This window comes from Pseudomonas corni, assembly GCF_057128765.1.
In genome coordinates this window covers 92,319-118,118 of record NZ_JBSKHW010000002.1, presented here as the reverse complement: position 1 = coordinate 118,118, position 25,800 = coordinate 92,319, and the positions used below count along the sequence as shown (strand labels likewise).

Below are 25,800 nucleotides of genomic sequence, written 5' to 3'. Positions count from 1 at the left end.
TTTTGCTCCCGCGAAGCTGGCGTCCGTTCAGCGTGGAAGGTAACTGGTTGAATTGAAAAGAAATTTGCCTCTAAAAGGGGCAGCCTGGTGAGAATGTGTCTATGAAAGCAGGTCTGTACCATCCAGAAGAGTTCAAGGATAACTGTGGTTTCGGCCTGATCGCACATATGCAAGGCGAACCCAGTCATCACCTGTTGCAGACGGCTATCGAAGCCCTGACCTGCATGACCCACCGTGGTGGGATCAACGCCGACGGCAAGACCGGTGACGGTTGCGGGCTGTTGATGCAAAAACCTGACACCTTCCTTCGCGCCATTGCCCAAGAGCATTTCGGCAGCGAACTGCCGCGCCAGTATTGTGTGGGTATGGTCTTCCTTAACCAGGATGACACCCGCGCCGAAGCTGCCCGCGAAAACATGAATCGCGAAATTCTCGCCGCTGGCCTGACGTTGATCGGCTGGCGCGAAGTCCCTATCGACACCAGCGTGTTGGGCCGTCTGGCGCTTGAGCGCCTGCCGAAGATCGAGCAAGTGTTCATCGGTGGCGAAGGCCTGAGCGATCAGGAATTCGCAATCAAGCTGTTCAGCGCCCGTCGCCGCTCGTCGGTGTCCAACGCGGCCGACAGCGATCACTACATCTGCAGCTTTTCGCACAAAACCATCATCTATAAAGGCCTGATGATGCCGCGTGATCTCACGGCATTCTTCCCGGACCTGAGCGATGAGCGCCTGCAAACCGCGATCTGCGTGTTCCACCAGCGCTTCTCCACCAACACCCTGCCGAAATGGCCGCTGGCTCAGCCATTCCGCTTCCTCGCCCACAACGGCGAGATCAACACCATTACCGGTAACCGCAACTGGGCTCAGGCCCGTCGCACCAAGTTTGCCAACGAACTGATTCCGGATTTGGAAGAGCTGGGCCCGCTGGTCAATCGCGTGGGTTCGGACTCCTCCAGCATGGACAACATGCTGGAGCTGATGGTTACTGGCGGCATCGACCTGTTCCGCGGCGTGCGCATGCTCGTGCCGCCTGCATGGCAGAACGTTGAAACCATGGACCCCGATCTGCGGGCGTTCTATGAATTCAACTCCATGCACATGGAACCGTGGGACGGCCCGGCTGGTATCGTGATGACCGAAGGTCGCCATGCTGTTTGCCTGCTCGACCGTAACGGTCTGCGTCCGGCGCGCTGGGTCACCACCAAAAACGGCTACATAACCCTGGCGTCGGAAATCGGCGTGTGGAACTACAAGCCCGAAGACGTTATTGCCAAAGGCCGTGTCGGACCGGGTCAGATCTTCGCCGTGGACACCGAAACCGGGCAGATCCTCGACACCGACGCCATCGACAGCCGCTTGAAGTCGCGTCACCCCTACAAGCAATGGCTGCGCAAGAACGCCCTGCGCATCCAGGCCACTCTGGAAGACAGCGACCACGGTTCGGCGTTTTACAACGTTGAGCAGCTCAAGCAATACATGAAGATGTATCAGGTCACGTTCGAAGAGCGCGATCAGGTGCTGCGTCCATTGGGTGAGCAAGGTCAGGAAGCCGTGGGCTCCATGGGTGACGACACGCCAATGGCTGTGCTGTCGCGACGTGTGCGCACGCCGTACGACTATTTCCGCCAGCAGTTCGCGCAGGTCACCAACCCGCCGATCGACCCGCTGCGTGAAGCCATCGTCATGTCGCTGGAAATCTGCCTCGGTGCCGAGCGCAACATTTTCCAGGAATCCCCTGAGCACGCTTCCCGCGTGATCCTTAGCTCGCCGGTCATTTCGCCCGCCAAGTGGCGCTCGCTGATGACCCTGGATCGTCCGGGCTTTGATCGTCAGATCATCGACCTGAACTACGACGAAAACGTCGGCCTGGAAGCTGCGGTGCGCAACATCGCCGATCAGGCTGAGGAAGCCGTGCGTTCGGGCAAGACTCAGATTGTCTTGACCGACCGTCACATCGCGCCGGGCAAATTGCCGGTGCATGCTTCGTTGGCAACCGGCGCGGTGCACCACCGCCTGACCGAGAAAGGCCTGCGTTGCGACAGCAACATCCTGGTCGAGACTGCGACCGCTCGCGACCCGCACCACTTTGCCGTACTGATCGGATTCGGCGCCTCGGCGGTCTATCCGTTCCTGGCCTACGAAGTGCTGGGCGATCTGATCCGCACCGGCGAAGTGCTGGGCGATCTGTACGAGGTCTTCAAGAACTACCGCAAAGGCATCACTAAAGGCCTGCTGAAGATCCTGTCGAAGATGGGTATCTCGACCATCGCGTCCTATCGCGGTGCGCAGCTGTTCGAGGCCATTGGCCTTTCCGAAGAAGTTTGCGAGCTGAGCTTCCGTGGCGTGCCAAGTCGCATCAAGGGCGCGCGTTTCGTCGATATCGAAGCCGAACAGAAAGCCCTTGCGGCCGAAGCCTGGAGCCCGCGCAAGCCGATCCAGCAAGGCGGTCTGCTGAAATTCGTCTACGGCGGTGAATACCACGCCTACAACCCTGACGTCGTGGCGACGCTGCAAGCCGCCGTGCAGCAGGGCGATTACAGCAAATTCAAGGAATACACCGCGCTGGTGGACAACCGTCCGGTGTCGATGATTCGTGACCTGTTTAAGGTCAAGGAGCTCGATACGGCCTTGTCGATTGACGAGATCGAGCCGCTGGAGATGATCCTCAAGCGTTTCGATTCGGCAGGCATCTCCCTTGGCGCACTGTCGCCGGAAGCTCACGAAGCGCTGGCGGAAGCGATGAACCGCCTTGGTGCGCGTTCCAACTCCGGCGAAGGCGGCGAAGACCCTGCGCGCTACGGCACCATCCGTAGCTCCAAGATCAAGCAGATCGCAACCGGTCGTTTCGGTGTGACGCCTGAGTACCTGGTCAACGCCGATGTACTGCAGATCAAGGTCGCTCAGGGCGCCAAGCCAGGTGAGGGTGGTCAACTGCCAGGCGGCAAGGTCAACGGCCTGATCGCCAAGCTGCGTTATGCGGTACCGGGCGTGACTTTGATTTCGCCACCGCCGCACCACGACATCTACTCGATCGAAGACTTGTCGCAGCTGATTTTCGACCTCAAACAGGTCAACCCTGAAGCGCTGGTGTCGGTGAAACTGGTCGCAGAAGCGGGCGTCGGCACGATTGCTGCCGGTGTGGCCAAGGCCTATGCCGACCTGATCACCATTTCCGGCTACGACGGCGGCACCGGCGCATCGCCGCTGTCCTCGATCAAGTACGCGGGTTCTCCATGGGAAATCGGTTTGGCCGAAACCCACCAGACCCTGCGCGGCAACGACTTGCGCGGCAAGGTCCGGGTGCAGACTGACGGCGGTTTGAAAACCGGTCTGGACGTGATCAAGGCAGCCATTCTCGGCGCTGAAAGCTTTGGCTTCGGCACCGCCCCAATGATCGCGCTGGGCTGCAAATACCTACGCATCTGCCACCTGAACAACTGCGCCACCGGCGTGGCGACTCAGAACGAAAAGCTGCGCAAAGACCACTACATCGGCACCGTCGACATGGTGATCAACTTCTTCACTTACGTGGCCGAAGAAACCCGCGAGTGGTTGGCGCGGTTGGGCGTGCGTTCGCTGGAGCAACTGATCGGCCGTACCGACCTGCTGGAAATCCTGCCGGGCGAAACCGCCAAGCAGCAGCATCTGGACCTGACGCCGTTGCTGGGCAGCGACCACATCCCGGCTGACAAACCACAGTTCAGCCAAGTGGATCGCAACCCACCGTTCGACAAAGGTCTGCTCGCCGAGAAAATGGTCGAACTGGCCAAGGCTGCAATCGTCGCCAAAAGCGGCGGCGATTACTCGATGGACATCTGCAACTGCGACCGCTCCATCGGTGCGCGTATTTCCGGCGAAATCGCCAAACTGCACGGCAACCAGGGCATGAATGATGCCCCGGTGACGTTCCGTTTCACAGGGACCGCAGGTCAGAGCTTCGGCGTGTGGAACGCTGGCGGTCTGAACATGTACCTTGAAGGCGACGCCAACGACTATGTCGGCAAGGGCATGACCGCTGGCAAACTGGTGATCGTGCCGCCAAAAGGCAGCCCGTTCAAAACCCAGGACACGGCGATCATCGGTAACACCTGCCTGTATGGCGCAACCGGCGGCAAGCTGTTCGCAGCGGGCACGGCGGGCGAGCGCTTCGCGGTACGTAACTCCGGCGCTCACACGGTTGTGGAAGGCACGGGCGATCACTGCTGCGAATACATGACGGGTGGCTTTGTCTGCGTGCTGGGCAAGACCGGCTACAACTTCGGCTCCGGCATGACCGGTGGTTTCGCCTACGTGCTCGACCAGGACAACACCTTCGTTGACCGGGTCAACCACGAGCTGGTCGAAATTCAGCGCATCAGCGGCGAAGCGATGGAGTCGTACCGCAATCACCTGGAACACGTCCTGGCCGAATACGTTGAAGAAACCGATAGCGAATGGGGCCGTAATCTCTGGGAAAACCTGGACGACTACCTTCGTCGCTTCTGGCTGGTCAAGCCAAAGGCTGCAAGCCTCAAATCTTTGCTATCGAGTACCCGCGCGAATCCGCAGTAAAAGCAGCTACAAGCGGCAAGTTTCAAGCCGCAAGCTAAAGGCAGTGCGCGAGTGCCTGCGAATACGATTCTTGCAGCTTGAAGCTTGAAGCTTGAGGCTGCTGTTAGAGGTTCTAGAGAATGGCCGAACGTCTCAGTAACGACTTTCAATTCCTCGATGTCGGGCGTAAAGACCCGAAGAAGAAGCTGCTGCGCCAGCGCAAGAAGGAGTTCGTGGAGATCTACGAACCCTTCAAGCCCCAGCATTCGGCTGATCAGGCCCATCGCTGCCTGGGTTGCGGCAACCCGTACTGTGAATGGAAGTGCCCGGTGCACAACTTCATTCCCAACTGGCTCAAGCTGGTGGCCGAAGGCAACATCCTGGCTGCCGCCGAGTTGTCGCACCAGACCAACACCCTGCCCGAAGTCTGCGGTCGCGTTTGCCCTCAAGACCGTCTGTGTGAGGGCGCTTGCACGCTGAACGATGGTTTTGGCGCAGTGACCATTGGTTCGGTCGAAAAGTACATCACCGACACCGCATTCGCCATGGGCTGGCGTCCGGACATGTCGCGCGTGGTGCCTAACGGCAAGCGCGTGGCAATCATCGGCGCCGGGCCTGCGGGCCTGGGTTGTGCTGACGTGTTGGTACGGGGCGGCGTCAAGCCGGTGGTGTTCGACAAGAACCCGGAAATCGGTGGTCTGCTGACCTTCGGCATCCCGGAATTCAAGCTTGAAAAGAGCGTGCTCAGCCATCGTCGCGAAGTGTTCACCGACATGGGTATCGAGTTCCGCCTCAACACCGAAATCGGTAAGGACATCAGCGTCGATCAGTTGCTGGAAGAGTTCGATGCCGTGTTCATGGGCATGGGCACCTACACCTACATGAAGGGCGGCTTCCCGGGCGAAGACTTGCCGGGCGTACACGATGCGCTGGATTTCCTGATCGCCAACGTGAACCGCAATCTGGGCTTTGAAAAGGCGCCGGAAGACTTCGTCGACATGAAGGGCAAGAAGGTTGTAGTGCTCGGCGGTGGTGACACGGCGATGGACTGCAACCGCACCTCCATCCGCCAGGGCGCCCGTACCGTGACGTGTGCATATCGTCGCGACGAAGAAAACATGCCTGGTTCGCGCAAGGAAGTGAAGAACGCCAAGGAAGAGGGCGTACGCTTCCTCTACAACCGTCAGCCAATCGCTATCGTGGGCGAAGACAAGGTCGAAGGCGTCAAAGTGGTCGAGACTCGTCTCGGCGAGCCTGACGCACGCGGCCGTCGCAGCCCTGAGCCGATTCCGGGTTCCGAAGAGATCATCCCTGCTGATTCGGTGGTCATCGCTTTCGGTTTCCGCCCAAGCCCAGCGCCGTGGTTTGAACAGTTCAGCATCCAGACCGACAGCCAAGGCCGTGTTGTGGCGCCTGAGCAGGGTCAGTTCAAACACCAGACCAGTAACCCGAAAATCTTCGCCGGTGGCGATATGGTGCGCGGCTCTGACCTGGTGGTGACGGCGATCTTCGAAGGCCGCAATGCGGCTGAAGGGATTCTGGATTATCTGGAGGTCTGATTCCTGTAGGAGCGAACTTGTTCGCGAGGCAATGCTTCATGTGACGGCACAGTTCAAGCCGAAACCGTCTCGCGAATAAATTCGCTCCTACAGATCCCCGCCGTACTGCGACAAATCGACCTGATAGATAAAAGGCACGGTACTTACCGTGCCTTTTGCGTTGGTGTCTGAGAAAATGCCCGCACTTTTTTTCCGGATGCTGCCATGACCGCCCTGAAGAACGACCGTTTCCTGCGTGCCCTGCAAAAGCAACCCGTTGACGTCACGCCTGTCTGGATGATGCGTCAGGCCGGGCGCTACTTGCCGGAGTACCGCGCCAGCCGTGCGAAGGCGGGAGACTTCATGAGCCTGTGCATGAACCCGGAATTCGCCTGCGAAGTCACGCTGCAGCCCCTTGAGCGCTTCCCGCTGGACGCCGCAATCCTCTTTTCCGACATCCTCACCATCCCCGATGCCATGGGCCTTGGCCTGTACTTCGAGACCGGCGAGGGTCCGCGCTTCAAGAAAACCGTCACGACCCTGGCTGAAATCGAAGCCTTGCCGATCCCGGATGCACAAAAGGATCTCGGCTACGTGATGGATGCCGTCAGTACCATCCGCCGCGAGCTCAATGGCCGGGTGCCGCTGATCGGTTTCTCCGGCAGCCCCTGGACACTGGCCACTTACATGGTCGAAGGCGGGTCATCCAAAGACCATCGCAAATCAAAAGCCATGCTCTATGAAAATCCTCAGGCCATGCACCTGCTGCTGGACAAGCTGGCACAGTCGGTCACGGCTTACCTCAACGGCCAGATCCTGGCTGGCGCTCAGGCTGTGCAGATTTTTGATAGCTGGGGCGGCAGCCTGTCCGACGCGGCCTATCAGGAATTCTCGCTGGCCTACATGCAGAAGATCGTCAACGGCCTGATCCGCGAGAACGACGGGCGCAAAGTGCCGGTTATCCTGTTCACCAAGGGTGGCGGTCAGTGGCTGGAAAGCATGGCCGACACCGGTGCCGACGCGCTGGGTCTGGACTGGACCACCCCGATTGGCGAAGCACGCCGTCGCGTGGGCAACAAGGTCGCGCTGCAAGGCAACATGGACCCTTCGGTCCTGTACGCTAGCCCGCAAGCGATTCGCGCTGAAGTGGCGCGCATCCTCAAGAGCTACGGCGGCGGCACCGGCCACGTCTTCAACCTCGGCCACGGCATAACCCCTGAAGTCGACCCGGCCCACGCTGGTGCCTTCATCGAAGCCGTACACGAACTGTCGGCGCAGTATCACCAGTAAGCGCTGAACTGCAGATGCAAAAACGCCCGGCTTATGCCGGGCGTTTCATTTGGAGCTCATTCTGTCCGATTCATGCGGCGACCAGCCGTGTAACCTGAGGTTGTTCCCGGTGCTCGGCCTGCCAAAGATCATGGTTCATTTGTAGCCCCAACCAGAATCGCGCAGTGCTCAAACCTGCTCGCTCAAGTCGAACCGCAAGATCCGGGCTGATTGCCGCTCTACTGTTGATGACGCGGGACAGCATTTCACGGGAAAAATGAAGCCGACGCGCCATCTCGGCGATTTTAATATTTAGCTCCGGCAACATGCTTTGCAGCATCTCGCCTGGATGGGGAGGATTGTGCATGTCCATGCAAACTGCTCCTGTCAGTGGTAATCCAGGTAGTCGACGAGTTCGACGTCTGCCTCGATGAATCTGAAAATCACTCGCCAATTCCCGCTGACGGTCAGCGACCAGAATCCGGTCAACTGCCCTTTCAATGGATGTAGCCTGAAACCTGGCAAGTCCAACTCTACTGGCTCTGCCGCTACATTCATCGCGCCGAGGATAAGCCTCAGCCGTTTCGCGTGATCTGCACGAATGCCCTTGGTTGTTCCTGTCTGGAAAAAGGCCTTGAGGCACTTGTGCTGGAATGATCTGATCATAGCAGCAAAGCGTGACTTATCTATTCACGCTTTACCATGAGACGAAGCAAGTACGCGTCGTGGGATGAGGGTCCGTTATCTGTCTGAAAAGATCAGGCTCGCTAAACCTGCACATTCACCGCCAACGGCGGCACTTTCGCCAGTTTCAGCGCAACACCGAGTGCGATGAGCAGCAGTACGCCGATGAAGATGCCGATCCCGTTCCAACCTGCGTAATGCCAGAACACACCACCGCCTGTCCCGGCGACGCTTGAGCCGACGTAGTAGCTAAACAGGTAAAGCGACGAGGCCTGACCCTTGGCTTTGATGGCGCGGCGACCGATCCAGCTGCTGGCGACGGAGTGAGCGCCGAAGAAGCCAAATGTGAACATCAACACGCCAATGATGACCACGGCCAGCGGGCTGAACATGGTCAGCGCCAGACCTGCCAGCATCAGCACGATCACGGCCCACAGTACGTTGCGACGGCCCAGTTGGTCCGCCAGCGCGCCGATCTTCGCCGAACTGTAGATGCCTGACAGATAAACCACCGAGAACAAGCCAACCACTGCCTGACTCAGGTTGTAGGGATCGGCCAGCAAGCGATAGCCGATGTAGTTGAACAGCGTCACGAACGCGCCCATCAGCAGGAAGCCTTCAAGGAACAACCACGGCAGGCCTGCATCACGAAACTGCAGCACGAAGCCTTCCAGCAAACTGCGTCCGTTCAGTGGCCTTGCCTGGAAGTTGCGAGAGGGCGGCAAAACCTTCCAGAACACGGTCGCGGCGCCCATCGCGATCAACCCCATTATCAACAGCGCCGTATGCCAACTGACGTAGTCGCTCAACACCCCGGTGATCACGCGTCCGCTCATACCGCCAATGGCATTACCGCCGATGTACAAGCCCATCGCCAGACCAATGTGCTGGGGATGGATCTCTTCACTCAGGTAAGTCATCGCCACCGCCGCCAGCCCGCTCAAGGACAGCCCCACAAAAGCTCGTGTTACCAGAACACCTTCCCAGGTTGGCATCAGGGCGCTGGCAATGGTGAATATCGCGGCGGAAAACAGCGAGAACACCATCACCGATTTACGACCCAAGCGATCGGAAATAGGACCGGTAATCAGCAGGCCGATGGCGAGCATGGCTGTGGAAACCGAGAGCACCATGCTGCTCTGCGCCGCATTGATGGAGAACTCACGGGAAAGCACCGGCATCATCGGTTGCACGCAGTACAACAAAGCAAAAGTCGCGAAGCCGCCTGAAAACAGAGCCAGTACGGTGCGCATGAAAGCGGGGGTGTTTTTTTCGATGTAGGAGTCGCCCAAGGGGATGGCGGCAGTGACCATAGAGGGGGCAGGGTTTTGTGAAGCGGGGGGTACAGCAGTTTTCACGATGAAACCTCAGGAATGACTGAGCAGCATGGGAAAAGAATATAGCTGGCTAATGATTCTTTCCAATATATTGTTCGACCTGTTTGATAGGTTTAACGACCTAATGGATTCGTCATGGAATTACGTCACTTGCGGTACTTCATTGCGGTCGCCGAGGAGCTGCACTTCGGCAGAGCGGCGGAATCCCTCGGCATATCCCAGCCGCCCCTGAGCCAGCAGATTCAGGCGCTGGAGCACGAACTTGGCGCGCGGTTGTTCGAACGTACCAACCGCAGGGTGGAACTGAGCCAGGCGGGAAGATTGTTCCTCGATGAGGCGCGACTGGTTTTGGCGCAAGTGGACAAAGCGGCCGACGTGGCGCGGCGTGCGCAGTTGGGCGAGATTGGTGAACTGAAGATTGGCTTCACCGCATCGGCGCCTTTCACCTCCAGCATTCCTCAGGCGATCTTCGCGTTCCGGCAGGCATTCCCGTCGGTCCACCTGGCGTTGCAGGAAATGAGCAGCAAGGAGGTGGCCGAGCGGCTGGAGCAGCAGTCGATGCAAGTGGGGATCATGCGTCCGCTGCCCTTGCCCGACTCGCTGGTAGCAGTGGAGTTACTGCGTGAGCCATTGGTGGCGATCATTCGGTCTGATCATCCGCTGGCGGTGGGCAGTGAAAACGGGCTGTATTTGAAAGCGCTGGCGGCCGAGCCGTTTGTATTCTTTCCGCGCTCGTATGGCAGCGGGCTGTACGCGCAGCTGCTGGATCTGGCGAGGGAGGCGGGTTTCAGCCCGTTGATCACCCAGGAGGCGGGGGAGGCGATGACCATCATTGGATTGGTGGCCGCAGGCCTTGGGGTGACGGTGCTGCCCGCGTCGTACCAACGCATGCGCATTGACGGGGTGGTGTATCGCACGCTACTTGATCCCGAGGCGACCTCAGCGGTTTGGCTGGTGCAGCGCAAAGACCAAAAATCACCAATGGCCAAAGCGTTTATCGAACTGGTGACGCGCAAGGCCGGGTGAGATTATGGGATAGGTCGATGGTTGAGTTTTCTCGGAAAGCCAAGTACCAGATAAACGAGAAGCCCCAAATGCAAAAGTGCAGCCGGCATGAATGTTATCAGATTGACTATTCCGTCCATAGCAACAATTAAGTTTAAGGCCGCGAGGCAGATTGCAGGGAGCGACGTAATGAAAAGAAGAAGCCTGCTAGCGCTATTTGTGGGGTTACAACTCCTCAGGCTGATAAACAATCCATTAATAATTATCGGTAGCAGGCTAAGGCAGGTAAATGCTAGGGCTAATATGACATAATTTGAATAATCCATAAGTGCTACGACGATTTCGTCGTCGTGAATACTTCTAGGGAAGTAATATACTGGTATCCAGAGGGAAAGCCAGCCCATGGCTAACATAGTGCTAACAATAAGCGAATACTTTAGGTAAGCGGTTTTCAAAAGTAGCCCTGCTAACTCATAGGTATAGTAAAAAAAGAAATGGTAGCCCCTCTGCAGAGTAGAAGGGCTACTGACGTTACTGAGAATGATTTATGGGTAAAGCACCGGAAATCGAAATTTCATAGCTTTTAGAATTCGCACTTTGCATTATCGCACTCAGTACAGTGGTAGCGTTTTCCGCCAACCAAGAGCGGTGGCTAGACGGGTTGGCGTCATAGATATCATGATAAGCTCGCGCCTCTCCTGTGAAGGTAAAGCGTTGTTGGTCGTATTTATGCACGTGACCGGTAATCTTCAGTGTAATGTTTCCTAAATGCGCTTCTGTGATTCGGGAGTCGATGCCGGTGTTATACGCGGTTTTTTCGATGCTTATTGGTGAGCTACCTATCCGCGCGTTATTTATCATGGTTCGTAGTGCGGGAAGATTAGCAAGCTTTGGATTTATCCCGATATTTTCTATTTTGATTTGCAGTGGGGTTCCTTCCCCCGAGATCGCATGAGCTAGAGCCTTCATCGGTGAGAAGATACCTCCCGAAAGTTCGTTTTCGTTTTTTTCTATGGTCATTCCTTTTGAGCGGGCTTGGCTCCATCCTTGTCTCCACGCAAACTCTGCCGTAGCAAGCGGATTTAGACACATAAACTGGTCCGCATAGTGAGCTGCTGTCAGATCGTCCTTGATGGGACCGATGAAGTGAGGGTTATTGCGTGTAGCTTCAATCAACAAATTATTAATCGTTGCTTGCCATTCGCCCTTTAGGTAAGACCTCAGTCTTATGCCGTTGGCTATGGCTCTTAACGCAGGAGGCGTGAGGGGTGGACCACCAAAGTCGATTTTGTAGCCTGCGCTTTTATTGGGGCGCGTGGCAGTAATTTTAATAGGGGGGAGTCGGATAGGGCCTTTCATCTAGTAATTCCATTTAATTTGATCAGGTTGCCGTTTATCTACTGGACGTGTGAATTTGTCTATGAGAAACGGGATGAGCGGTTTATATAATCCATCTTTCGAGCTGATTTCAATAGGTGAAACTATCTTAGGATTATTCCTACTCAATTATCGGAAGATATCACTAGTACCGCTACGCATGAAGTCTGGTGCTGACTCTGTAACTCACTAACGAGGGCGGCGCCCTTTGAACTGATCCGGTTTCCGATGCAATGTGTGTCGCTGGTAAACATGAGGATTAAATGGCTTTACGTTCTAGGCGCTCTACCGTGTCCTAGGCATGTTGTAAGTCAGTTAGCAAATCTATGCAAGGAGGCTGAGCTCTTGCGAGTTAGCTCGATATAGTAGAATTGGCGTTAAGAGCAGCTGTCCGTTACAGCGTGCGATTTCTCGGCCATAAGGTTTGCAACTCCGGCCATCGGGTAGAATCAAAAGCAGTGAACCCCATCCGAATCTCCTCCCTAGGAGCGAACTTGTTCGCGAGGCGGCGTGCCTGAAAAACCGCATTTTCCGCCTCGCCAACCAGTTGGCTCCTACAGAAATGGCTTACTGCACTTTGCTCAGGTCACCCTTGAGCGCAACACCGGCCATGATCGCGCCCGCGTGGCACTCGTACGTGGCCGGGTCTTTACGCTCTACCTTCTTGTAGAAACTGACGATGTTGGTCACCGCATTGGCGCCTGCGCTTTTCGCCGCTTCGTTCATCTGCAAAATTGCCGACTGCAACACCCATTCACAGGCGTCGGTATCGGACTTGTTGAAGGCGTTGGTCTTCTTGTTGGTCACAGCGCCGGGCGAGAGCACGGTGACTTGCCCTTTGGGCTGAACGCCGGCCAGGTAAAACTTCACGGTGCCGTCGAGCTTCTTTGCAGCGGTCATGTCGGCGATGACCTTGTCGAACGGCAGGTAAAGCGCGGTATCGCGGGCCTGACTGACAGCCGGCAATACGCTCAAAACGATAGCAGCCGCAGCGGCCCAGGATTTCAATGTCATGCTTTCTCTCCTTGAGAAGTGTGATGGCAATAAAGCGGTAAATAATCAGGACCAGCGACGGAAGATCAACGATGTATTGACGCCGCCGAAGGCGAAATTGTTGTTCATGACGAACTCATGGCTCATGCGCCGAGGCTCGCCCCGCAGGTAGTCCAGTTCGCCGCAGCGTTCATCGACCTCGTCCAGATTCAACGTGTGGATGTAGCGGTCGCGGTTCATCATCTCGATGCTGAACCAGGATTCCAGCGCACCACAGGCGCCCAGCGTGTGGCCCAGAAAACTCTTTTGCGAACTGATCGGCATCCGCGAGCCGAAAAGGCTGTGGGTGGCGAGGGTTTCGGCGATATCGCCTTGTTCGGTAGCAGTGCCGTGACCGTTGACGTAGCCGATGGCACCCGGGGCGAGATTGGCGTCTTCCAGTGCCAGCTCCATCGCCCGACGCATCGTCAGCTGTTCGGGCCGCGTCGTATGCACGCCATCGGCGTTGCTGCCGAACCCCACGAGCTCCGCATGAATGTGTGCGCCACGGGCCAGTGCGTGTTCCAGCTCCTCAAGCACCAGCATGCCGCCGCCTTCGCCAATGACCAGTCCGTCGCGTCCGTTGTCGTAGGGGCGCGGGCTGGTGTGCGGTGCATCGTTTTTCAGGCTGGTGGCGTAAAGCGCGTCGAACACCATCGCTTCGGTTGGGCACAACTCTTCGGCGCCGCCTGCCAGCATCAACGGCAAGCGCCCGAACTTGATCGCTTCATAGGCGTAACCCACGCCTTGGCTGCCGCTGGTGCAGGCGCTGGAAGTGGGAATCAGACGGCCCGTCAGGTTGAAGAAGATGCTGATATTCGCGGCGGTGGTGTGGGGCATCATTCGCACGTATGAGTTGGCGTTCAGCCCCTCGGCCACCGAATTGAGCAGCATGTTGCCAAAGGCTTTGATTTCATCGGTGCTGCCGGTGGACGAGCCGCAGGCCACGCCCATGCGCCCGTCCCGGATGATCGGGTCGTTGAGCAGGCCAGCGTCCAGCAGCGCCTGTTCGGCGGCGCCCACCGCCAGACGCGAGACGCGCCCCATGCTGCGCAATTGCTTGCGGGTCCAGTGCGACGGTACGGCAAAGTCGTCAATGGGCCCGGCCAGACGAGTATTCAGCTCGGTGAAGCGGTCCCACTCGTCCATGCGCCGGATGCCGCTGCGGTTGGCGGTGAAGCGGCTTTCGATACTGGCCCAGTCGCTGCCCAACGAGGTGATGCCGGCCATGCCGGTGACGACGACGCGCTTCATCAGCACAGGCCTCCGTTGACTGCCAAGACCTGGCGGGTGATGTACGAAGCTTCTGCTGACATCAAGAAATTCACGGCGCCCGCGACTTCTTCTGGGGTACCCATGCGCTGCGCGGGGATCATTTTCATCAGTTCTTCCACCGGCACGTTTTCGTCCAGCATCGCGGTGTCGATCAGCCCTGGCGCGACGCAGTTGACGGTGATCTTGCGCTTGCCCAGCTCAATGGCCAGCGCCTTGGCCGCACCAATCACGCCGGCTTTGGACGCGCTGTAATTGACCTGCCCGCGATTGCCGATCATCCCCGAGACGGAAGTGATGCAGACGATGCGCCCGGCCGCGCGACGACGAATCATGGGCATCATCACCGGGTGCAATACGTTGTAGAACCCATCGAGATTGGTGCGCATCACGATGTCCCAATCGTCGTCGGTCAGCGCGGGAAACGCTCCGTCGCGAGTCAGCCCGGCGTTGCACACCACGCCGTAATAAGCGCCGTGGGTTCCCACATCTGCTTCAAGAATCGCCTTGCAGGCGGCGCGGTCCGCGACGTCAAATTGCAGCACGCGGGCTTGTCGGCCGAGCGCTTGAATCTCGTCCTGTACCTGTTCGGCCTCAGTGCGACCGCTGCGGCAATGCAGTACGAGGTCGAACCCGGCTTGCGCGAGACGCAGCGCGATGGCGCGGCCAATGCCACGGCTGGAGCCGGTGACCAGTATTGAGTCAGTCATCTTGGGCTCCTTCGGCCAGATAATTTGCCGATTGCGGCGGGCGATACACGTTCAGGCGAGCAATGGCGCTGATGCCAGGACCAGTAAGACGGCATTCGAAAACCCCCATGCCGTTGTCGTCCTGCAACGAACGTTCGGCGTGGATGATCAGTTCGCTACCGGCCGGGAAGTGCTCGACATTGCATTCAAATTTTCGGGTGCCGAGCAGAAAGCCCAGCTCCACAGGTTCGTTTTTCAGACGTGCCTGACAACCCGCAAAGGCGGCGACGGTTTGCGCCATCAACTCAATACCGACCCAGGCGGGCAGACTGCCGTCGGCGCGATTGAACAGCCCGCCGGGGCGCACAAGCACCCGCGTGCGAACGTGCTCCTCGCCCACATCGAGTACGTCATCAATGAGGATCATGTCCCCGGCATGGGGCAGCAGATCGGCGAGCGGCCATGGGTGTTGCGCAGTGAAAGTCATGGACCGTCTCCGATGATCAGGCTGACGTTATTGCCGCCGAAGGCAAACGAATTGCTCATCATTCGGCGCGGCTGGTCTTGTCGCAGTGGGGCGCCGATGCCGGTCCAGCGAAGGGCAGGCAGCTCTGTATCGGCCTGCCCATCCCACACATGAGGCGGCAGCGTCTGGTCAGGATTTTGCGAAGACAACGTCAGCCAGCAGAACGCCGCCTCAAGCGCGCCAGCGGCGCCCAGGGTGTGGCCGCTCATGGGTTTGGTCGATGAGCAGGGCACGCCGCCCGGGAAAATGCCCTGCACGGCCAGGCTTTCCATCGCGTCGTTATGCAGCGTGGCTGTACCGTGAAGGTTGAGGTAACTGATGTCTGCGGCCTGCAGTTTTGCGGCGTCGAGGGCTTGCTGCATGGCCTGTTTCGCTCCCCGACCGTTCGGCTCGGGGGCGGAAATATGGTGCGCGTCCGAACTTGCTCCGGCGCCGAGCAGGGCAATCGAGTGTCCCTCGCTGGCTTCGCGGGTCATTAGAAATAGCACGGCGGCTTCGCCGATATTGATGCCGTTGCGGTTGCGGGAAAACGGGTTGCAGCGCTGCGCCGATACGGCTTCAAGCGAGGTAAATCCATTGAGTGTCAGTTTGCACAGACTGTCCACGCCGCCGCATAACACCGCGTCGCACAAACCCATGTCGAGCAGGCGCCGCGCGCTCATCAACGCCCGGGCGCTGGAGGTGCATGCGGTGGATATCACGTAGGTCGGGCCGCTCAAATTCAGCAGTGCGGCGAGAAAGTTGGCAGGTGCGCTGAGTTCTTGCTGTTGATAGTCGTATCCACCGGGGAACTGGTTGTCGCGCAAATACGCAGCGATGCCACGGCTCGCCTCGTCGATACCCGACGTGCTGGTGCCCAGAATCACCGCGATACGGTCGCGCCCGTAACGCTGAATAGCGCGCTGAATGTCCTCGTCAATCTGCAACTCGGCGGCGAGCAATAGCTGGTTGTTTCGGCTGCTTTGTTGTTCCAGATGGCGCGCAATCTCCGGCAGCGAGCCCTTGACCGACGCCACCGGCAGACTGCGCTCAGGCACCCAGCCGCTCTCGATGACCATCCCCGAGGTGTCGCCTGACAGGAGCGACCGCGCTACGCTTGCCCGGTCATTGCCCAACGAGCAGATCACACCCAAGGCGTTGAGGTAAGCGGTCATTTCGACGCTTTGCCTTCAAGCGGGCTGACTGTGTATTTCACACCATCGGGCATCGTGATCCGAAAGAAACCTTCGCTTGCGTAATCCACGATCCAGCGATCTTCCAGACTGCGGCCGTTGGCGCGAACCTCGGTGCCGGGATAGTCGAAACGCACTTCTTGCTCTGTCGTCAGGGCAAACATCAGTGCCGCGAAAAGCTCGCGCGCCTCTGGGTTAGGCGGCAGCAGGCCATCGGCTTTCCACTTCTGGTGCGCCAGTTTCTGGCGGGCCAGCGGGATGCCGAGCGGGTCCATCAGCGACCAGCGCAAGTCGTGGTGTTCCTTCTGGACCACCAGCAGCCAGTCCTGCCGTTGTCCGGCCTCTTCACGCAGGATGTGTAACTGCTGCGGCAGCTTGAAGTGCGGGGTTTGCGGTGGCAGCGGTGCATGGTTGACGCAAGCGCTCAGCAGCAGCAAACAGGCCAGCAGCAAGGGACGGATCATGAGGTTGTACCTTCGGCGGGGGCGTGAAGCGGTTTGCGCGCCACGACGTTGATCAGGGTTTCTTCACGTTGCCCGAAGGGCTTGGGTTTGATGAGTTTCAAGCGTTCCAGCAGGCCAAAATCCTTGGCGCGGCTCCACCACAGATAGGGGTAGGAAACGTTCTGCGAACTGAATTCAAAACCTTGCTGGTGAAGCATCTCAAGGTACTGCGCCGCGCTTTTCTGGACGTGCATGGGATGGCGGAAAAACCAGCGGATGACCCAGGTGTCGATGTACGCCTCGGTTGATTCGGCAAACAGCAGATAGCCGCCGGGCTTGAGCACCCGGTGGAATTCGGCCAGCGCTTGTTCCTGCTCAACCAAGTGGTGGAACGTTTGGTGGCAAAACACAATGTCCACGCTGGCGTCCGGCACTGGCAGCGCTGCGCAGTCGCTGCCTATCAGTTCGACGCTCAGGCCTCGGCGCCGGGCCTCTTCGCCGCTGAGCCTGAGGCTGTGAGGGTCGGCATCAACGCCAAGAATCCGGCTGGGTGCGAAGACACTATTTAGGTACTGAAACGACTTACCCTGACCGCAACCGGCATCGAGTAGTACGGGGTTTGCAGGCAGCGGGTCCTGAAACAGCTCGCGCAGATCGTTGATCGCCACTCGCAAAACATGGTGCTGCCAGGTGTGACTGCGCAGGAACAGAAACCCCAGCCGGGTTTCTTCGACATAGCTTTGGCTGAAGAAGGGTTCGCTCATGGCGCTGTACTCCCGCAGATTTCAGCCAGCATCCGCAAGCGCCGCTTGGGCTCGGCCACAAACGGATTGCGCTCGTCCCAAGCGTATCCAGCCAGGATGGAGCTGATCATTCGGCGGATGTCCGGGGTACTGCCCGGATAGAAAATCACGTCCTGGAAACTGCCGTCATACCAGCCTTCTACATACGCGCGGAAGGTGTCGACGCCGCGTTTCAGCGGGATCGCAAAGTCGGTTTCCCAATCAACGCATTCGCCTCGCAACTGCCGATTCAGCACACCGGCAGCCATGCTCGCCGAGCGCATGGCGATGGTCACGCCAGAGGAAAACACCGGATCGAGGAATTCTGCGGCGTTGCCCAGCAGCGCAAATCCCTTGCCATGCAGGGTTTTGACGTTGGCTGAGTAACCGCCGATGGTCCGCGCGGGGGTGTCCCACTGCGCGTTTTGCAGCACGCGTTTAAGGCTCGGGGTTTGGCCGATGAACGCGTGCAGGCAAGCATCAAGGTCCTGAGGTTTATCGTTGAAGCGCTCAGCAGAAGCCACCACGCCGACAGAGGTGCGGCCGTTGCTGAACGGGATCGACCAGAACCAGACATCGCGCATCTCGGGATGAATCGTGACCAGAATCTTTTCCCGATCAAAACTCTGATCGTCGATGCGGTCTTCGACATGGGTAAACACTGCCTGCCGGACCGGGAAATTGGATGGCGCTTCCAGGTCCAGCAGACGTGGGAGTACGCGGCCATAACCACTGGCATCCAGCACGAATCCGGCCTGAATGCTGTATTCGCTGCCATCCAGTCTGCGTACCTGCAGAACGGGCCGCGGCGCGTCGAAATCCACCGCCGTGATCTCTTCCTGATAGCGGATGTCGACCCCTTGGCGCTCGGCGTCGTCGGCCAGTATTTTGTCGAATTGCGCGCGCTGCACCTGAAAAGTTGTGGGTTTACCGGCGCTGAAAGTGTCGCCGAAGTCGAAGGCACTGTGCTGTTCGCCCCACGTAAACGCAGCGCCATTTTTCAGCTGGAAGCCAGCCGCTTCAACGGCCTCAAGCATCCCGGCCTCTTCGACGAAATCCAGGCAATGGGACAGCAGGCTTTCGCCAATCGAAAACCGTGGAAACTCCTGGCGTTCGATGATCAGCACATCGTGCCCCTGACGCTTTAGCAGTGCGGCGGCGATGGCTCCGGCAGGACCGGCTCCGATCACAACGATCTGCCGACATTCCATTTCAGCTATTGGCACGAGGTTTCCTTGTCTGCGGGTTTCGCGAGTACGAGTGGTGTGGGCAACGGGCGATGCATGCCCGCCAAGGCAGGCAACAGCGTGGCGATCAGGCTCATGGACATCAGTGCGAAGTACAGCGCAGGGGTGATGATCTGCTGTTGCAACAACAGGTTGAGAAAGACGATTTCGCTCAATCCACGAATGTTCAGCAGCAGGCTTTCCCGCCAGCGGCTGGCGCCCGTAAAGGACGGCGTCGCCCAGCGCAGACCGATCCAGTTGCCAAGCATTTTGCTGATGATGGGCAGAACAATCAGCGCCAGTAGATTCACCCAGCCCAAGTCGGCCATGGCGCTATGGAGGTTGATCTGCACGATACCGAACGTGAGGATTAACGGGATTGCCAGGTAATGCTGCAGCGCTCTGAACAATTGGGGTTTCAATGGCAATGCGAACGGTTGCTTGAGGGCATTCATGCACAGCAGATAGCCGATGCCGAAGATCAAGGCATTGAGCCGGTAATGCTCGGCAACCATCAGCAGCACGAAAAATAAAGCGCCGTAGATGTTTGGCTGGCGAATTTTCAGAGCGCGCAGCAGCAGAGGCGTGCAGGCGCCCAACAGCGGCAGCGCCAGACTGCTCAGGTGCAGGCTGCCTTGCGCAAGGCCGAAGACGCTCCAGCAGGCGAGATCGATCATGATCGCCGTCTGCACCAGCCGCCGCGTAGCGTCGAGCGGATAGCCGATGTGATTCAGGTACAGATAAAGCACGGGTATGGCAGTGATCGCGAACACCAACCCGATCGCCAGCGCACTGAGCCATGATTGCTCGTCGAGTATCCAGACGGCGCAGGCGACCCCGCACAGCAGCGGTATGCAAAAGCTCGGGATCGCAACTTTCAGGCTTTCTCGATCCAGGCGTGCATCAATCACGTCACTCAGGATGTGCCCCAGTACGAGCGCGAAGCTTAAGCCGTACAAAGTTTTCAGCCAGACTGGCGCTACCAACTGCGCGCCGGACAGTTGCCAGCTCGGCTCGACCCATAGCAGCATCAACAGCGGCACGCCGAACGTTGCCAGCAGTAATTGACTGACGATGGGGATCAGATTCACATGGCGCCCCAGCCGTGTCGCCAGTGCGAACAGCATCAGGACCAGAGCCCAGAACGCGACAATCATCACGACGCCAGCTCCGTTTCAGCCGCTCTATTGGCGTCGGCATGCTTGCCTGCCCACGGCGCCAGGATGAAGCTGAACGCCAATCCCAGGCTGACAGACAAGCCGAAGTTGCTGACCGCAGGCGTGCTGGAAACCGCCAATAGTCCGAACGATAACCAGGTTGTAGTGGCGGCCAGCAATGTCCCTAGCAGGCTGACTGCCGCGCCGCCGATTTGCTCGCGCATAAGGATGGCGTAATCGACGCTGATGGCTGTCACCAGCAGCAGGCCAAACAGGCTGAACAGCGTCAGCGGCTGACCTAGCCAGCCCAGGCTGGCCAAGCTGCACAGTGCCGCGAGCAAGGGCAGGGCGATGACTTTCAATGCGCCGCCGAGTCCGAAGGGGATGATCAGCATGGCAACGATCAAGACGCAGGACAGCAGCTTCAATTCGGCGGCGCTGATTTGCGTAGCGGCGAAAACTTTGTTTAGGTCGCCCAGCCGATCCACCAGCTGGACTCCGTCAAGCCCTTGAGCTACGACGCGCAGCAATGCGGCGTCATTCAGGCCCTGCAAGCTGACAATGCCAGCCACACCATCGGCGGTTGTACCAAGCCATAAAGGGCGCCAGGGCTCGGCGATAGGACCGGCCAGCGCGCTGTCGATGTCCTGAATCGGAAGGCTTCGCAGCGTAACCAGTTCGGCGTTCAGCGCCTCGACCGGTACGCCGAGGTTGATCAACGGTTGCCATAGCGTGGGCAGGGCATCAAGGGCGTTACGGGTATTGACTTGGTCGGCAGGCGAGGCCACCAGTTGGTTGAGCCCCAGATAGCCTTGCAGTTTGTTTGCATGCACCAACTGATCAAGCCGCTGACCGAGCGCGGCCTGGCGTTCCAGCAATTGCTGCTGATCCTTGGCGCGCACCAGAAAGAACTGGCTGGTCGGCTGGTAGCCGGTAATGCGTGCAATGGCTCGGGCTTCATCCGTGAGTGACTGCGGCGCGGCGATCCACTGGCGGATATCGTTTTTGCTGGTCAACTGCCACAAGCCCGCTGCGCAAAAGACCATCAGCAACGCCAACAGAGCAGGGGTTGGCACTTTGCTCAATAGCGCCATGCGCCAGTTCAACAAGTGTTCGGCGATGCGCAGCGGCCACTGTGCCGGGCGTAATTCGATGCCATTGAGCAGCGCGGGCAACAGGCACACAGCAGTGAGGTAAGCACCGAGCAAACCTGCGGCCGAGAACACAGCAATTTGGGTCAGGGCCGGAAACGGCGTCCAGGCCAGCGCGAGATAACCGATGCAACTGGTCGCCAGGCTCAGCGTCAGGCCCGACAACGTCAGACGCAGCGCCGACCAGCTGCGCCAGGGTTTCAGGCTCCAGCTTTTGGACAGGTAATGCAGCGGGTAATCGACGGCAACGCCAATCAAGCTCGAACCGAGCACCAGCGTCATCACATGCATCTTGCCGAACAGCGCTACGCACGCCACGGCGCCAAACAGCATGCCGACGATGACTGGAACGAAGGCCAACAGCACCCGCCAGCGCCGGAACGCCAACAGCAGTAGCGCAAGAATCCCGAGCGTAGCACCGCCTCCGACCCAGGTGATTTCCCGTGCCGCTTGCTGCTGGCCATGAGCCGCGTACAACAAACCGCTTGCAGCCAGCAACTGACCATCGTCCTTGCTCGCTTCCCCGCGTGCGGTTTCAAGCAGCTCAGCGACCTTGATCGGCAGGTGCATGTCGAAGGCATCGGCTTTAGTGCGGGCGCGCAGCAATACCCAGCTTTTGCTGTCCGCAGTGGCAATCAGTGCGCCACTGCCGATGTCCAGTTGCACTGATCCTCGTGCGGGCTGGCTGTTCTGAATGCGCCCGGTCAGCCCAAGCCAGTCGTCCTGGCTCGGCACCAGACTGAACCCGGCGAACGGGTCGAACAGGCTTTTGATGCGTTGTTCGATGAATGCTTGGGGATGGCTGATCAGTTGTTCCCGATCATCTCTTGCCAGCATCGACAACCGTCCCTGCAACAATTGCTGGCGCAGGGCGGGCAGATCGGTTTGCAGATTCCACTGGACCTTTTCAAACAGCCCGCTGGCTTGCCACTGATCACTCAGCCGCTGAGCCAGGGCGATTGCCTGTTGCCGATCTGCGTGGCCCACCAGCACCAGCATTTCTCGGTTCAGCGGTTCCTGCATCCTTTGTTCGGCGCGCAACTCCAGCTCATCCGGACTATCGCCGGGCACCAGATCCATGAGGTTGGCTGACAAGGGGGCGCCACCACGCCACTGCCATCCCGCCAACGCCAGTATGGCCAGCAGCAGAATCAGGAACAGACGCGGCAACAGGCGCTCACTGCGCAAAGTCAGAGCGCTCCGCGTCGGTCAGCGGTTTCTCAGCGGTGCTGTCGAGCATCTTCAATACCGTGCTGTCGCCTTGGGTTTCCAGCAGCTCGATACGTTGCACCAATGCCCCGCCGTCGATGTTGATCTGGGTGAAGACCTGTTTGAGCATCAGCGACCGGGGCACCAACGCAAGCTTCCACGCGCGCGCGTCTCCGCTCAGGTTCAGTTCGAAATCCCGCTGCAGGCCGCTGCTGTCTCCCTGCAAAACGGCAAGAAACAGACGGTTTTGTTCCGCGCCTGCGCTCTTGTTCGGAATCATTTGCCAGCCACCGTTTTCGTCGTTCTCACGACGGGCGATACCGGCGGCGGTGATGCGGTAATCCTGCTTGAGTGGTGTGTCGAGCAGCCATAGCAGGCCGAAATCCTTGGCCAGTACGAAGTTGCCTTTACTGGTCAGTGGCTGAGGCAAGGCCCGCAGGTGTTTTTCCTGGATGAAGCCACCGTGGATGGTCGCGGGCTTGGCCAGTTGCTCGCTCAGTTGCTGCAGGTCGAACGCGTGGGCGAGGGGCGACAAGGCAATCAGCACCGTTGCGGCTAAAACGTTGAACAGCCGGTTCATGACAATGCCTTATGCACGATATCGACGAAGACCTTTGGCGATGCCAGCTGCATTTCACGGCTGGCAATCTCTACGGCCACTTGTGTGGTGCTGGCGCGTGTCATGCGCTCGCCGGTGGCGAGGTCAGTGATCAGGTAATCGATCTTCAAGCGGTTTTCCCATTCCACAAGGCTGGCGCGCACATTCAGGTGCTGGCCGAATACTGCGCCGCGTACGTAGCGCAATTGCAGGTCGATAACCGGCCAGGCGTAGCCTGAATCGCGCATCTGGTTGTAGTCGTGGCCGAGCTTGTCGAGCAGCGCGCATCGCGCCACTTCAAGGTACTTCACGTAATGACCGTGCCAGACGATGTTCAGTGAATCGACATCGAAAAACGGCACCAGCACTTCGGTATCGGCGTGGATGACTCCTTTGCTACGCATGCAGCCTCCAGTGTTGGTCGGCGATGCGTTGCAGACACAGGCGCAGTTCACCTTCGAGCGCGCGGTCTTCGATCACCGGCGGGAAGTCCTTACCCAATTGCTCATGCATGGCGGCCAGCGCAGGAGGCAGAGGACGCGCATCGACGGCACGGCTGCGCAGCCAGACGCCTTGATTGGCGGCGATCAGCGTAGCGGCAGCGACTTGCTCGGTCAGCTCCAGCACCCTGATGGCGTCGCGGGCGGCGATGGTGCCCATGCTGACCTTGTCCTGGTTATGGCATTCGGTAGAACGCGAAAAGACGCTGGCCGGCATGGTGTTTTTCAAGGCTTCGGCGGTCCAGGCGCTGGTGCCGATCTGCACAGCCTTGAAGCCATGGTTGATCATCGCGCGATCAGCCGGAGCGCCGGACAGATTACTCGGCAGGCCGTGGTTGTAACGCTCGTCCACCAGCAGCGCCAGTTGCCTGTCCAGCAGATCAGCGACGTTGGCTACCAGGTTTTTCAGGCTGTCCATGGCGAATGCGATGTGGCCGCCATAGAAATGCCCGCCGTGCAAAACACGCTCGGCTTCGGCGTCGATGATCGGGTTGTCGTTGGCGCTGTTCAGCTCGATCTCGATGAAGCTGCGCAGCCAGTTCAGGCTGTCTGCCAGCACACCCAATACGTGGGGGGCACAACGCAGCGAATAACGATCCTGCAAACGGTGAAGCGGGGCGGTCGGCGCATTGATCGCCAGATCCTTGCGCAGCCACGCGGCCACTTGCATCTGTCCGGGATGCGGCTTGGCGGCAAACAGGCGCTCGTCAAAATGTTCCGGATTACCTTGCAGCGCCACCACGTTCAGCGCTGTGATGCGCGTCGCCAGTTGCAGTAGATAGTGGGCGCGGGAGAACGCGAGACACGCCAGTCCGGTCATTACGGCAGTGCCGTTCATCAAGGCCAGCGCTTCTTTCGGGCGCAGTACCAGCGGGTCCCAACCCAGTTGTCGGTGCACGTCTGCGGACGGACGACGCTCGCCGTCAAACATCACCTCGCGCTCGCCTGAGAGAGTGGCGGCCACGTACGACAGAGGGGTCAGATCGCCACTAGCGCCCACCGAGCCCTCTTCGGGAATCAACGGCAGGATGTCGTGATCGAGGAACGCTTGAAGCCGTTCCAGCAATTCGAAGCGCACGCCGGAAACCCCATGGCACAACGACTGCAAGCGCGCTGCGAGCACGGCACGAGTGGCCTGCGCGTCGAGCAGTTTGCCCAGGCCGCAACCGTGAAAGGTGTACAAATGGCGCGGCAGTGCTTCGACGTGCTGCAAGGGCACGGCGACCACGCAAGAATCCCCATAGCCCGTGGTCACGCCGTAGATCACGCCTTCCTTGTCCAGCAACGAGTCGAGGAACTGCGCGCCTTTGGCGATGCGCTGGCGATAGGCGCTGTCGCTTTGCAATGCAGTGGGCCGCTGTCGATTGGACAGGGTCAGCACGTCTTCAATGCTCAACGGATGCTCGCCGAAGATGATCGGCTCAGCGGTTGGGTTCGTCATCGGATTTCCAGAACGGGTAGAAGTTGAACCACTGCTTCGGCGCTTGCAGGCAGTAGTGCGCGAGACGGTCGGCGTAGCGTTGAGTCCATTGCGCAATCACCTGTTGGCGATCACTGCGGCGCCATTGGATGGCATCAGCAAAGGGCTCGAGAATCACTTGATAGCCAGCGGCGCCTTTGAGGCAAAAAATCAGATTGATCGGGCATTTCAGCAGGCCAGCCAGCAGCCACGGCCCTTGTGGGAAGGCAGCCGAATGGCCGAGGAAATCGACGCGAGCATTACGCCCGCCATGCAGCGCAACGCGGTCGCCGGCAATCGCCAGCCACTCGCCGCGATCCAGTCGCTGACTCAGTTGCAGCATGATGGCCGGGTCCAGCTCACTGACTTGAATGAGCCGCAGATTGGTGGCTCCGGCTTCACCCAATAGACGATTGAAACGCTCGGCGTGTTTAGTGTGAACCAGTACGTTCATGGTCACTTTCTCGCCAAGTTCAGCCAGCGCGCGGCACACTTCGAGATTGCCCAGGTGCGCGCCTACCAGCATTTGCCCGCGCTCGCCGCGCAACTGGCTGCGTAAATGGGCTGTGTCGACGATCTCGATTTGCTCAAGCCCGAGCCTGCCGTTCCACACGTCGAGTTTGTCGAGCAGCGCATCGGCGAATGCCATGAACTGCTTGAATACCCCCCAGCGCGTGGGGCGCAAGTCCGGACGGTTGCTCCAGTCTGCCAGGCGTTGCTGGTATTGCCAGGCGCTACGCCGGGCGCTGCGACCGAACAGGAAGAAGTACAAAACGATGCCGTGCAGCACCGGGCTCAACACCCGCCGCCCCAGCAGCTTGACTGCCCACGCGGTGAACTTCATC

General features: G+C 58.9%; 22 protein-coding genes. 4 read left to right on the top strand and 18 right to left on the bottom strand.

The genetic code is table 11. The annotated features are described in order from the left end of the window. The first annotated feature begins 101 nt into the window (after nt 1–101). The 3 genes from gltB to hemE all read left to right on the top strand — a co-directional run bounded on the left by gltB (nt 102) and on the right by hemE (nt 7,357). Nucleotides 102–4,550, top strand: coding sequence for a glutamate synthase large subunit (gltB, locus tag ACWKV9_RS04115; protein WP_483834825.1), 4,449 nt, complete (start codon nt 102–104; stop codon nt 4,548–4,550). A 119-nt stretch (nt 4,551–4,669) separates the two neighbouring features. Continuing rightward, nucleotides 4,670–6,088: an FAD-dependent oxidoreductase gene (locus ACWKV9_RS04110; protein WP_483834824.1), complete on the top strand. Its 1,419-nt coding sequence runs from the start codon at nt 4,670–4,672 to the stop codon at nt 6,086–6,088. A gap of 204 nt (nt 6,089–6,292) precedes the next feature. Then, nucleotides 6,293–7,357 (top strand): uroporphyrinogen decarboxylase, encoded by a 1,065-nt coding sequence (gene hemE, locus ACWKV9_RS04105; RefSeq protein WP_483834823.1) that lies wholly within the window; start codon nt 6,293–6,295, stop codon nt 7,355–7,357. A 70-nt stretch (nt 7,358–7,427) separates the two neighbouring features. Here hemE and ACWKV9_RS04100 read toward each other — a convergent pair whose 3' ends face one another. The 3 genes from ACWKV9_RS04100 to ACWKV9_RS04090 all read right to left on the bottom strand — a co-directional run bounded on the left by ACWKV9_RS04100 (nt 7,428) and on the right by ACWKV9_RS04090 (nt 9,333). Beyond that, nucleotides 7,428–7,709: a HigA family addiction module antitoxin gene (locus ACWKV9_RS04100; RefSeq protein WP_483834822.1), complete on the bottom strand. Its 282-nt coding sequence runs from the start codon at nt 7,707–7,709 to the stop codon at nt 7,428–7,430. A gap of 14 nt (nt 7,710–7,723) precedes the next feature. Then, entirely contained in the window at nt 7,724–8,002 is a 279-nt protein-coding gene (locus tag ACWKV9_RS04095) for a type II toxin-antitoxin system RelE/ParE family toxin (RefSeq protein WP_483834821.1), read from the bottom strand. Between the two features lie 101 nt (nt 8,003–8,103). Beyond that, nucleotides 8,104–9,333: an MFS transporter gene (locus ACWKV9_RS04090; protein WP_483835378.1), complete on the bottom strand. Its 1,230-nt coding sequence runs from the start codon at nt 9,331–9,333 to the stop codon at nt 8,104–8,106. A gap of 159 nt (nt 9,334–9,492) precedes the next feature. On the opposite strand from ACWKV9_RS04090, the gene ACWKV9_RS04085 reads away from it, so the two are divergent. Continuing rightward, nucleotides 9,493–10,383: a LysR family transcriptional regulator gene (locus tag ACWKV9_RS04085; RefSeq protein WP_483834820.1), complete on the top strand. Its 891-nt coding sequence runs from the start codon at nt 9,493–9,495 to the stop codon at nt 10,381–10,383. A gap of 510 nt (nt 10,384–10,893) precedes the next feature. Here the strand turns inward: ACWKV9_RS04085 and ACWKV9_RS04080 are convergent. The 15 genes from ACWKV9_RS04080 to ACWKV9_RS04010 form a co-directional block, all read right to left on the bottom strand. Next, nucleotides 10,894–11,721 carry a lipid II-degrading bacteriocin gene (locus ACWKV9_RS04080; protein ID WP_483834819.1) on the bottom strand — a complete coding sequence of 276 codons (828 nt, stop codon included), beginning with the start codon at nt 11,719–11,721 and terminating at the stop codon, nt 10,894–10,896. Nucleotides 11,722–12,306: 585 nt separating this feature from the next. Beyond that, nucleotides 12,307–12,753, bottom strand: coding sequence for an excinuclease (locus ACWKV9_RS04075; protein ID WP_483834818.1), 447 nt, complete (start codon nt 12,751–12,753; stop codon nt 12,307–12,309). 45 nt (nt 12,754–12,798) lie between these two features. Further along, the gene (locus ACWKV9_RS04070) at nt 12,799–14,025 is read right to left on the bottom strand and encodes a beta-ketoacyl-ACP synthase (RefSeq protein WP_483834817.1); all 1,227 of its coding nucleotides are present in this window, start codon (nt 14,023–14,025) and stop codon (nt 12,799–12,801) included. Next, nucleotides 14,025–14,753 (bottom strand): 3-oxoacyl-ACP reductase FabG, encoded by a 729-nt coding sequence (fabG, locus tag ACWKV9_RS04065; protein ID WP_483834816.1) that lies wholly within the window; start codon nt 14,751–14,753, stop codon nt 14,025–14,027. Before fabG ends, ACWKV9_RS04070 begins: the two co-directional genes overlap by 1 nt. Next, a complete protein-coding gene (locus ACWKV9_RS04060) occupies nt 14,746–15,219 on the bottom strand; it encodes a hotdog family protein (RefSeq protein ID WP_483834815.1) in 474 nt (157 codons plus the stop codon). The genes fabG and ACWKV9_RS04060 overlap by 8 nt, the downstream gene beginning before the upstream one ends. After that, nucleotides 15,216–16,412 (bottom strand): beta-ketoacyl-[acyl-carrier-protein] synthase family protein, encoded by a 1,197-nt coding sequence (locus ACWKV9_RS04055; protein WP_483834814.1) that lies wholly within the window; start codon nt 16,410–16,412, stop codon nt 15,216–15,218. The genes ACWKV9_RS04060 and ACWKV9_RS04055 overlap by 4 nt, the downstream gene beginning before the upstream one ends. Next, nucleotides 16,409–16,894: a DUF3261 domain-containing protein gene (locus ACWKV9_RS04050; RefSeq protein WP_483834813.1), complete on the bottom strand. Its 486-nt coding sequence runs from the start codon at nt 16,892–16,894 to the stop codon at nt 16,409–16,411. Before ACWKV9_RS04050 ends, ACWKV9_RS04055 begins: the two co-directional genes overlap by 4 nt. Further along, nucleotides 16,891–17,637: a class I SAM-dependent methyltransferase gene (locus tag ACWKV9_RS04045; protein WP_483834812.1), complete on the bottom strand. Its 747-nt coding sequence runs from the start codon at nt 17,635–17,637 to the stop codon at nt 16,891–16,893. The genes ACWKV9_RS04050 and ACWKV9_RS04045 overlap by 4 nt, the downstream gene beginning before the upstream one ends. After that, on the bottom strand, nt 17,634–18,881 hold the full coding sequence (locus tag ACWKV9_RS04040; RefSeq protein WP_483834811.1) for an NAD(P)/FAD-dependent oxidoreductase: 1,248 nt from the start codon (nt 18,879–18,881) through the stop codon (nt 17,634–17,636). Before ACWKV9_RS04040 ends, ACWKV9_RS04045 begins: the two co-directional genes overlap by 4 nt. Then, complete coding sequence (locus ACWKV9_RS04035) at nt 18,872–20,038, bottom strand: cation:proton antiporter (RefSeq protein WP_483835377.1); 1,167 nt, start codon at nt 20,036–20,038, stop codon at nt 18,872–18,874. The genes ACWKV9_RS04040 and ACWKV9_RS04035 overlap by 10 nt, the downstream gene beginning before the upstream one ends. Continuing rightward, nucleotides 20,038–22,383: an MMPL family transporter gene (locus tag ACWKV9_RS04030; protein WP_483835376.1), complete on the bottom strand. Its 2,346-nt coding sequence runs from the start codon at nt 22,381–22,383 to the stop codon at nt 20,038–20,040. The genes ACWKV9_RS04035 and ACWKV9_RS04030 overlap by 1 nt, the downstream gene beginning before the upstream one ends. Continuing rightward, nucleotides 22,367–22,978, bottom strand: a complete 612-nt coding sequence (locus tag ACWKV9_RS04025; RefSeq protein ID WP_483834810.1) for an outer membrane lipoprotein carrier protein LolA — start codon at nt 22,976–22,978, stop codon at nt 22,367–22,369. The genes ACWKV9_RS04030 and ACWKV9_RS04025 overlap by 17 nt, the downstream gene beginning before the upstream one ends. After that, the gene (locus ACWKV9_RS04020; RefSeq protein WP_483834809.1) at nt 22,975–23,400 is read right to left on the bottom strand and encodes an acyl-CoA thioesterase; all 426 of its coding nucleotides are present in this window, start codon (nt 23,398–23,400) and stop codon (nt 22,975–22,977) included. The genes ACWKV9_RS04025 and ACWKV9_RS04020 overlap by 4 nt, the downstream gene beginning before the upstream one ends. Then, complete coding sequence (locus ACWKV9_RS04015) at nt 23,393–24,937, bottom strand: HAL/PAL/TAL family ammonia-lyase (RefSeq protein ID WP_483834808.1); 1,545 nt, start codon at nt 24,935–24,937, stop codon at nt 23,393–23,395. Before ACWKV9_RS04015 ends, ACWKV9_RS04020 begins: the two co-directional genes overlap by 8 nt. Continuing rightward, a complete protein-coding gene (locus tag ACWKV9_RS04010; protein WP_483835375.1) occupies nt 24,918–25,799 on the bottom strand; it encodes an LpxL/LpxP family acyltransferase in 882 nt (293 codons plus the stop codon). Before ACWKV9_RS04010 ends, ACWKV9_RS04015 begins: the two co-directional genes overlap by 20 nt. Nucleotide 25,800: the final 1 nt, after the last annotated feature.

What these genes read in the sequence shown, in the direction of transcription:
- ACWKV9_RS04045 (WP_483834812.1), bottom strand. Translation starts at nt 17,637, where the DNA reads ATGAGCGAACCCTTCTTCAGCCAAAGCTATGTCGAAGAAACCCGGCTG.
- gltB (WP_483834825.1), top strand. Translation starts at nt 102, where the DNA reads ATGAAAGCAGGTCTGTACCATCCAGAAGAGTTCAAGGATAACTGTGGT.
- ACWKV9_RS04080 (WP_483834819.1), bottom strand. Translation starts at nt 11,721, where the DNA reads ATGAAAGGCCCTATCCGACTCCCCCCTATTAAAATTACTGCCACGCGC.
- ACWKV9_RS04025 (WP_483834810.1), bottom strand. Translation starts at nt 22,978, where the DNA reads ATGAACCGGCTGTTCAACGTTTTAGCCGCAACGGTGCTGATTGCCTTG.
- hemE (WP_483834823.1), top strand. Translation starts at nt 6,293, where the DNA reads ATGACCGCCCTGAAGAACGACCGTTTCCTGCGTGCCCTGCAAAAGCAA.
- ACWKV9_RS04095 (WP_483834821.1), bottom strand. Translation starts at nt 8,002, where the DNA reads ATGATCAGATCATTCCAGCACAAGTGCCTCAAGGCCTTTTTCCAGACA.
- ACWKV9_RS04015 (WP_483834808.1), bottom strand. Translation starts at nt 24,937, where the DNA reads ATGACGAACCCAACCGCTGAGCCGATCATCTTCGGCGAGCATCCGTTG.
- ACWKV9_RS04100 (WP_483834822.1), bottom strand. Translation starts at nt 7,709, where the DNA reads ATGGACATGCACAATCCTCCCCATCCAGGCGAGATGCTGCAAAGCATG.
- ACWKV9_RS04070 (WP_483834817.1), bottom strand. Translation starts at nt 14,025, where the DNA reads ATGAAGCGCGTCGTCGTCACCGGCATGGCCGGCATCACCTCGTTGGGC.
- ACWKV9_RS04085 (WP_483834820.1), top strand. Translation starts at nt 9,493, where the DNA reads ATGGAATTACGTCACTTGCGGTACTTCATTGCGGTCGCCGAGGAGCTG.
- ACWKV9_RS04110 (WP_483834824.1), top strand. Translation starts at nt 4,670, where the DNA reads ATGGCCGAACGTCTCAGTAACGACTTTCAATTCCTCGATGTCGGGCGT.
- ACWKV9_RS04010 (WP_483835375.1), bottom strand. Translation starts at nt 25,799, where the DNA reads ATGAAGTTCACCGCGTGGGCAGTCAAGCTGCTGGGGCGGCGGGTGTTG.
- ACWKV9_RS04050 (WP_483834813.1), bottom strand. Translation starts at nt 16,894, where the DNA reads ATGATCCGTCCCTTGCTGCTGGCCTGTTTGCTGCTGCTGAGCGCTTGC.
- ACWKV9_RS04020 (WP_483834809.1), bottom strand. Translation starts at nt 23,400, where the DNA reads ATGCGTAGCAAAGGAGTCATCCACGCCGATACCGAAGTGCTGGTGCCG.
- ACWKV9_RS04075 (WP_483834818.1), bottom strand. Translation starts at nt 12,753, where the DNA reads ATGACATTGAAATCCTGGGCCGCTGCGGCTGCTATCGTTTTGAGCGTA.
- ACWKV9_RS04060 (WP_483834815.1), bottom strand. Translation starts at nt 15,219, where the DNA reads ATGACTTTCACTGCGCAACACCCATGGCCGCTCGCCGATCTGCTGCCC.
- ACWKV9_RS04090 (WP_483835378.1), bottom strand. Translation starts at nt 9,333, where the DNA reads ATGGTCACTGCCGCCATCCCCTTGGGCGACTCCTACATCGAAAAAAAC.
- fabG (WP_483834816.1), bottom strand. Translation starts at nt 14,753, where the DNA reads ATGACTGACTCAATACTGGTCACCGGCTCCAGCCGTGGCATTGGCCGC.
- ACWKV9_RS04055 (WP_483834814.1), bottom strand. Translation starts at nt 16,412, where the DNA reads ATGACCGCTTACCTCAACGCCTTGGGTGTGATCTGCTCGTTGGGCAAT.
- ACWKV9_RS04035 (WP_483835377.1), bottom strand. Translation starts at nt 20,038, where the DNA reads ATGATTGTCGCGTTCTGGGCTCTGGTCCTGATGCTGTTCGCACTGGCG.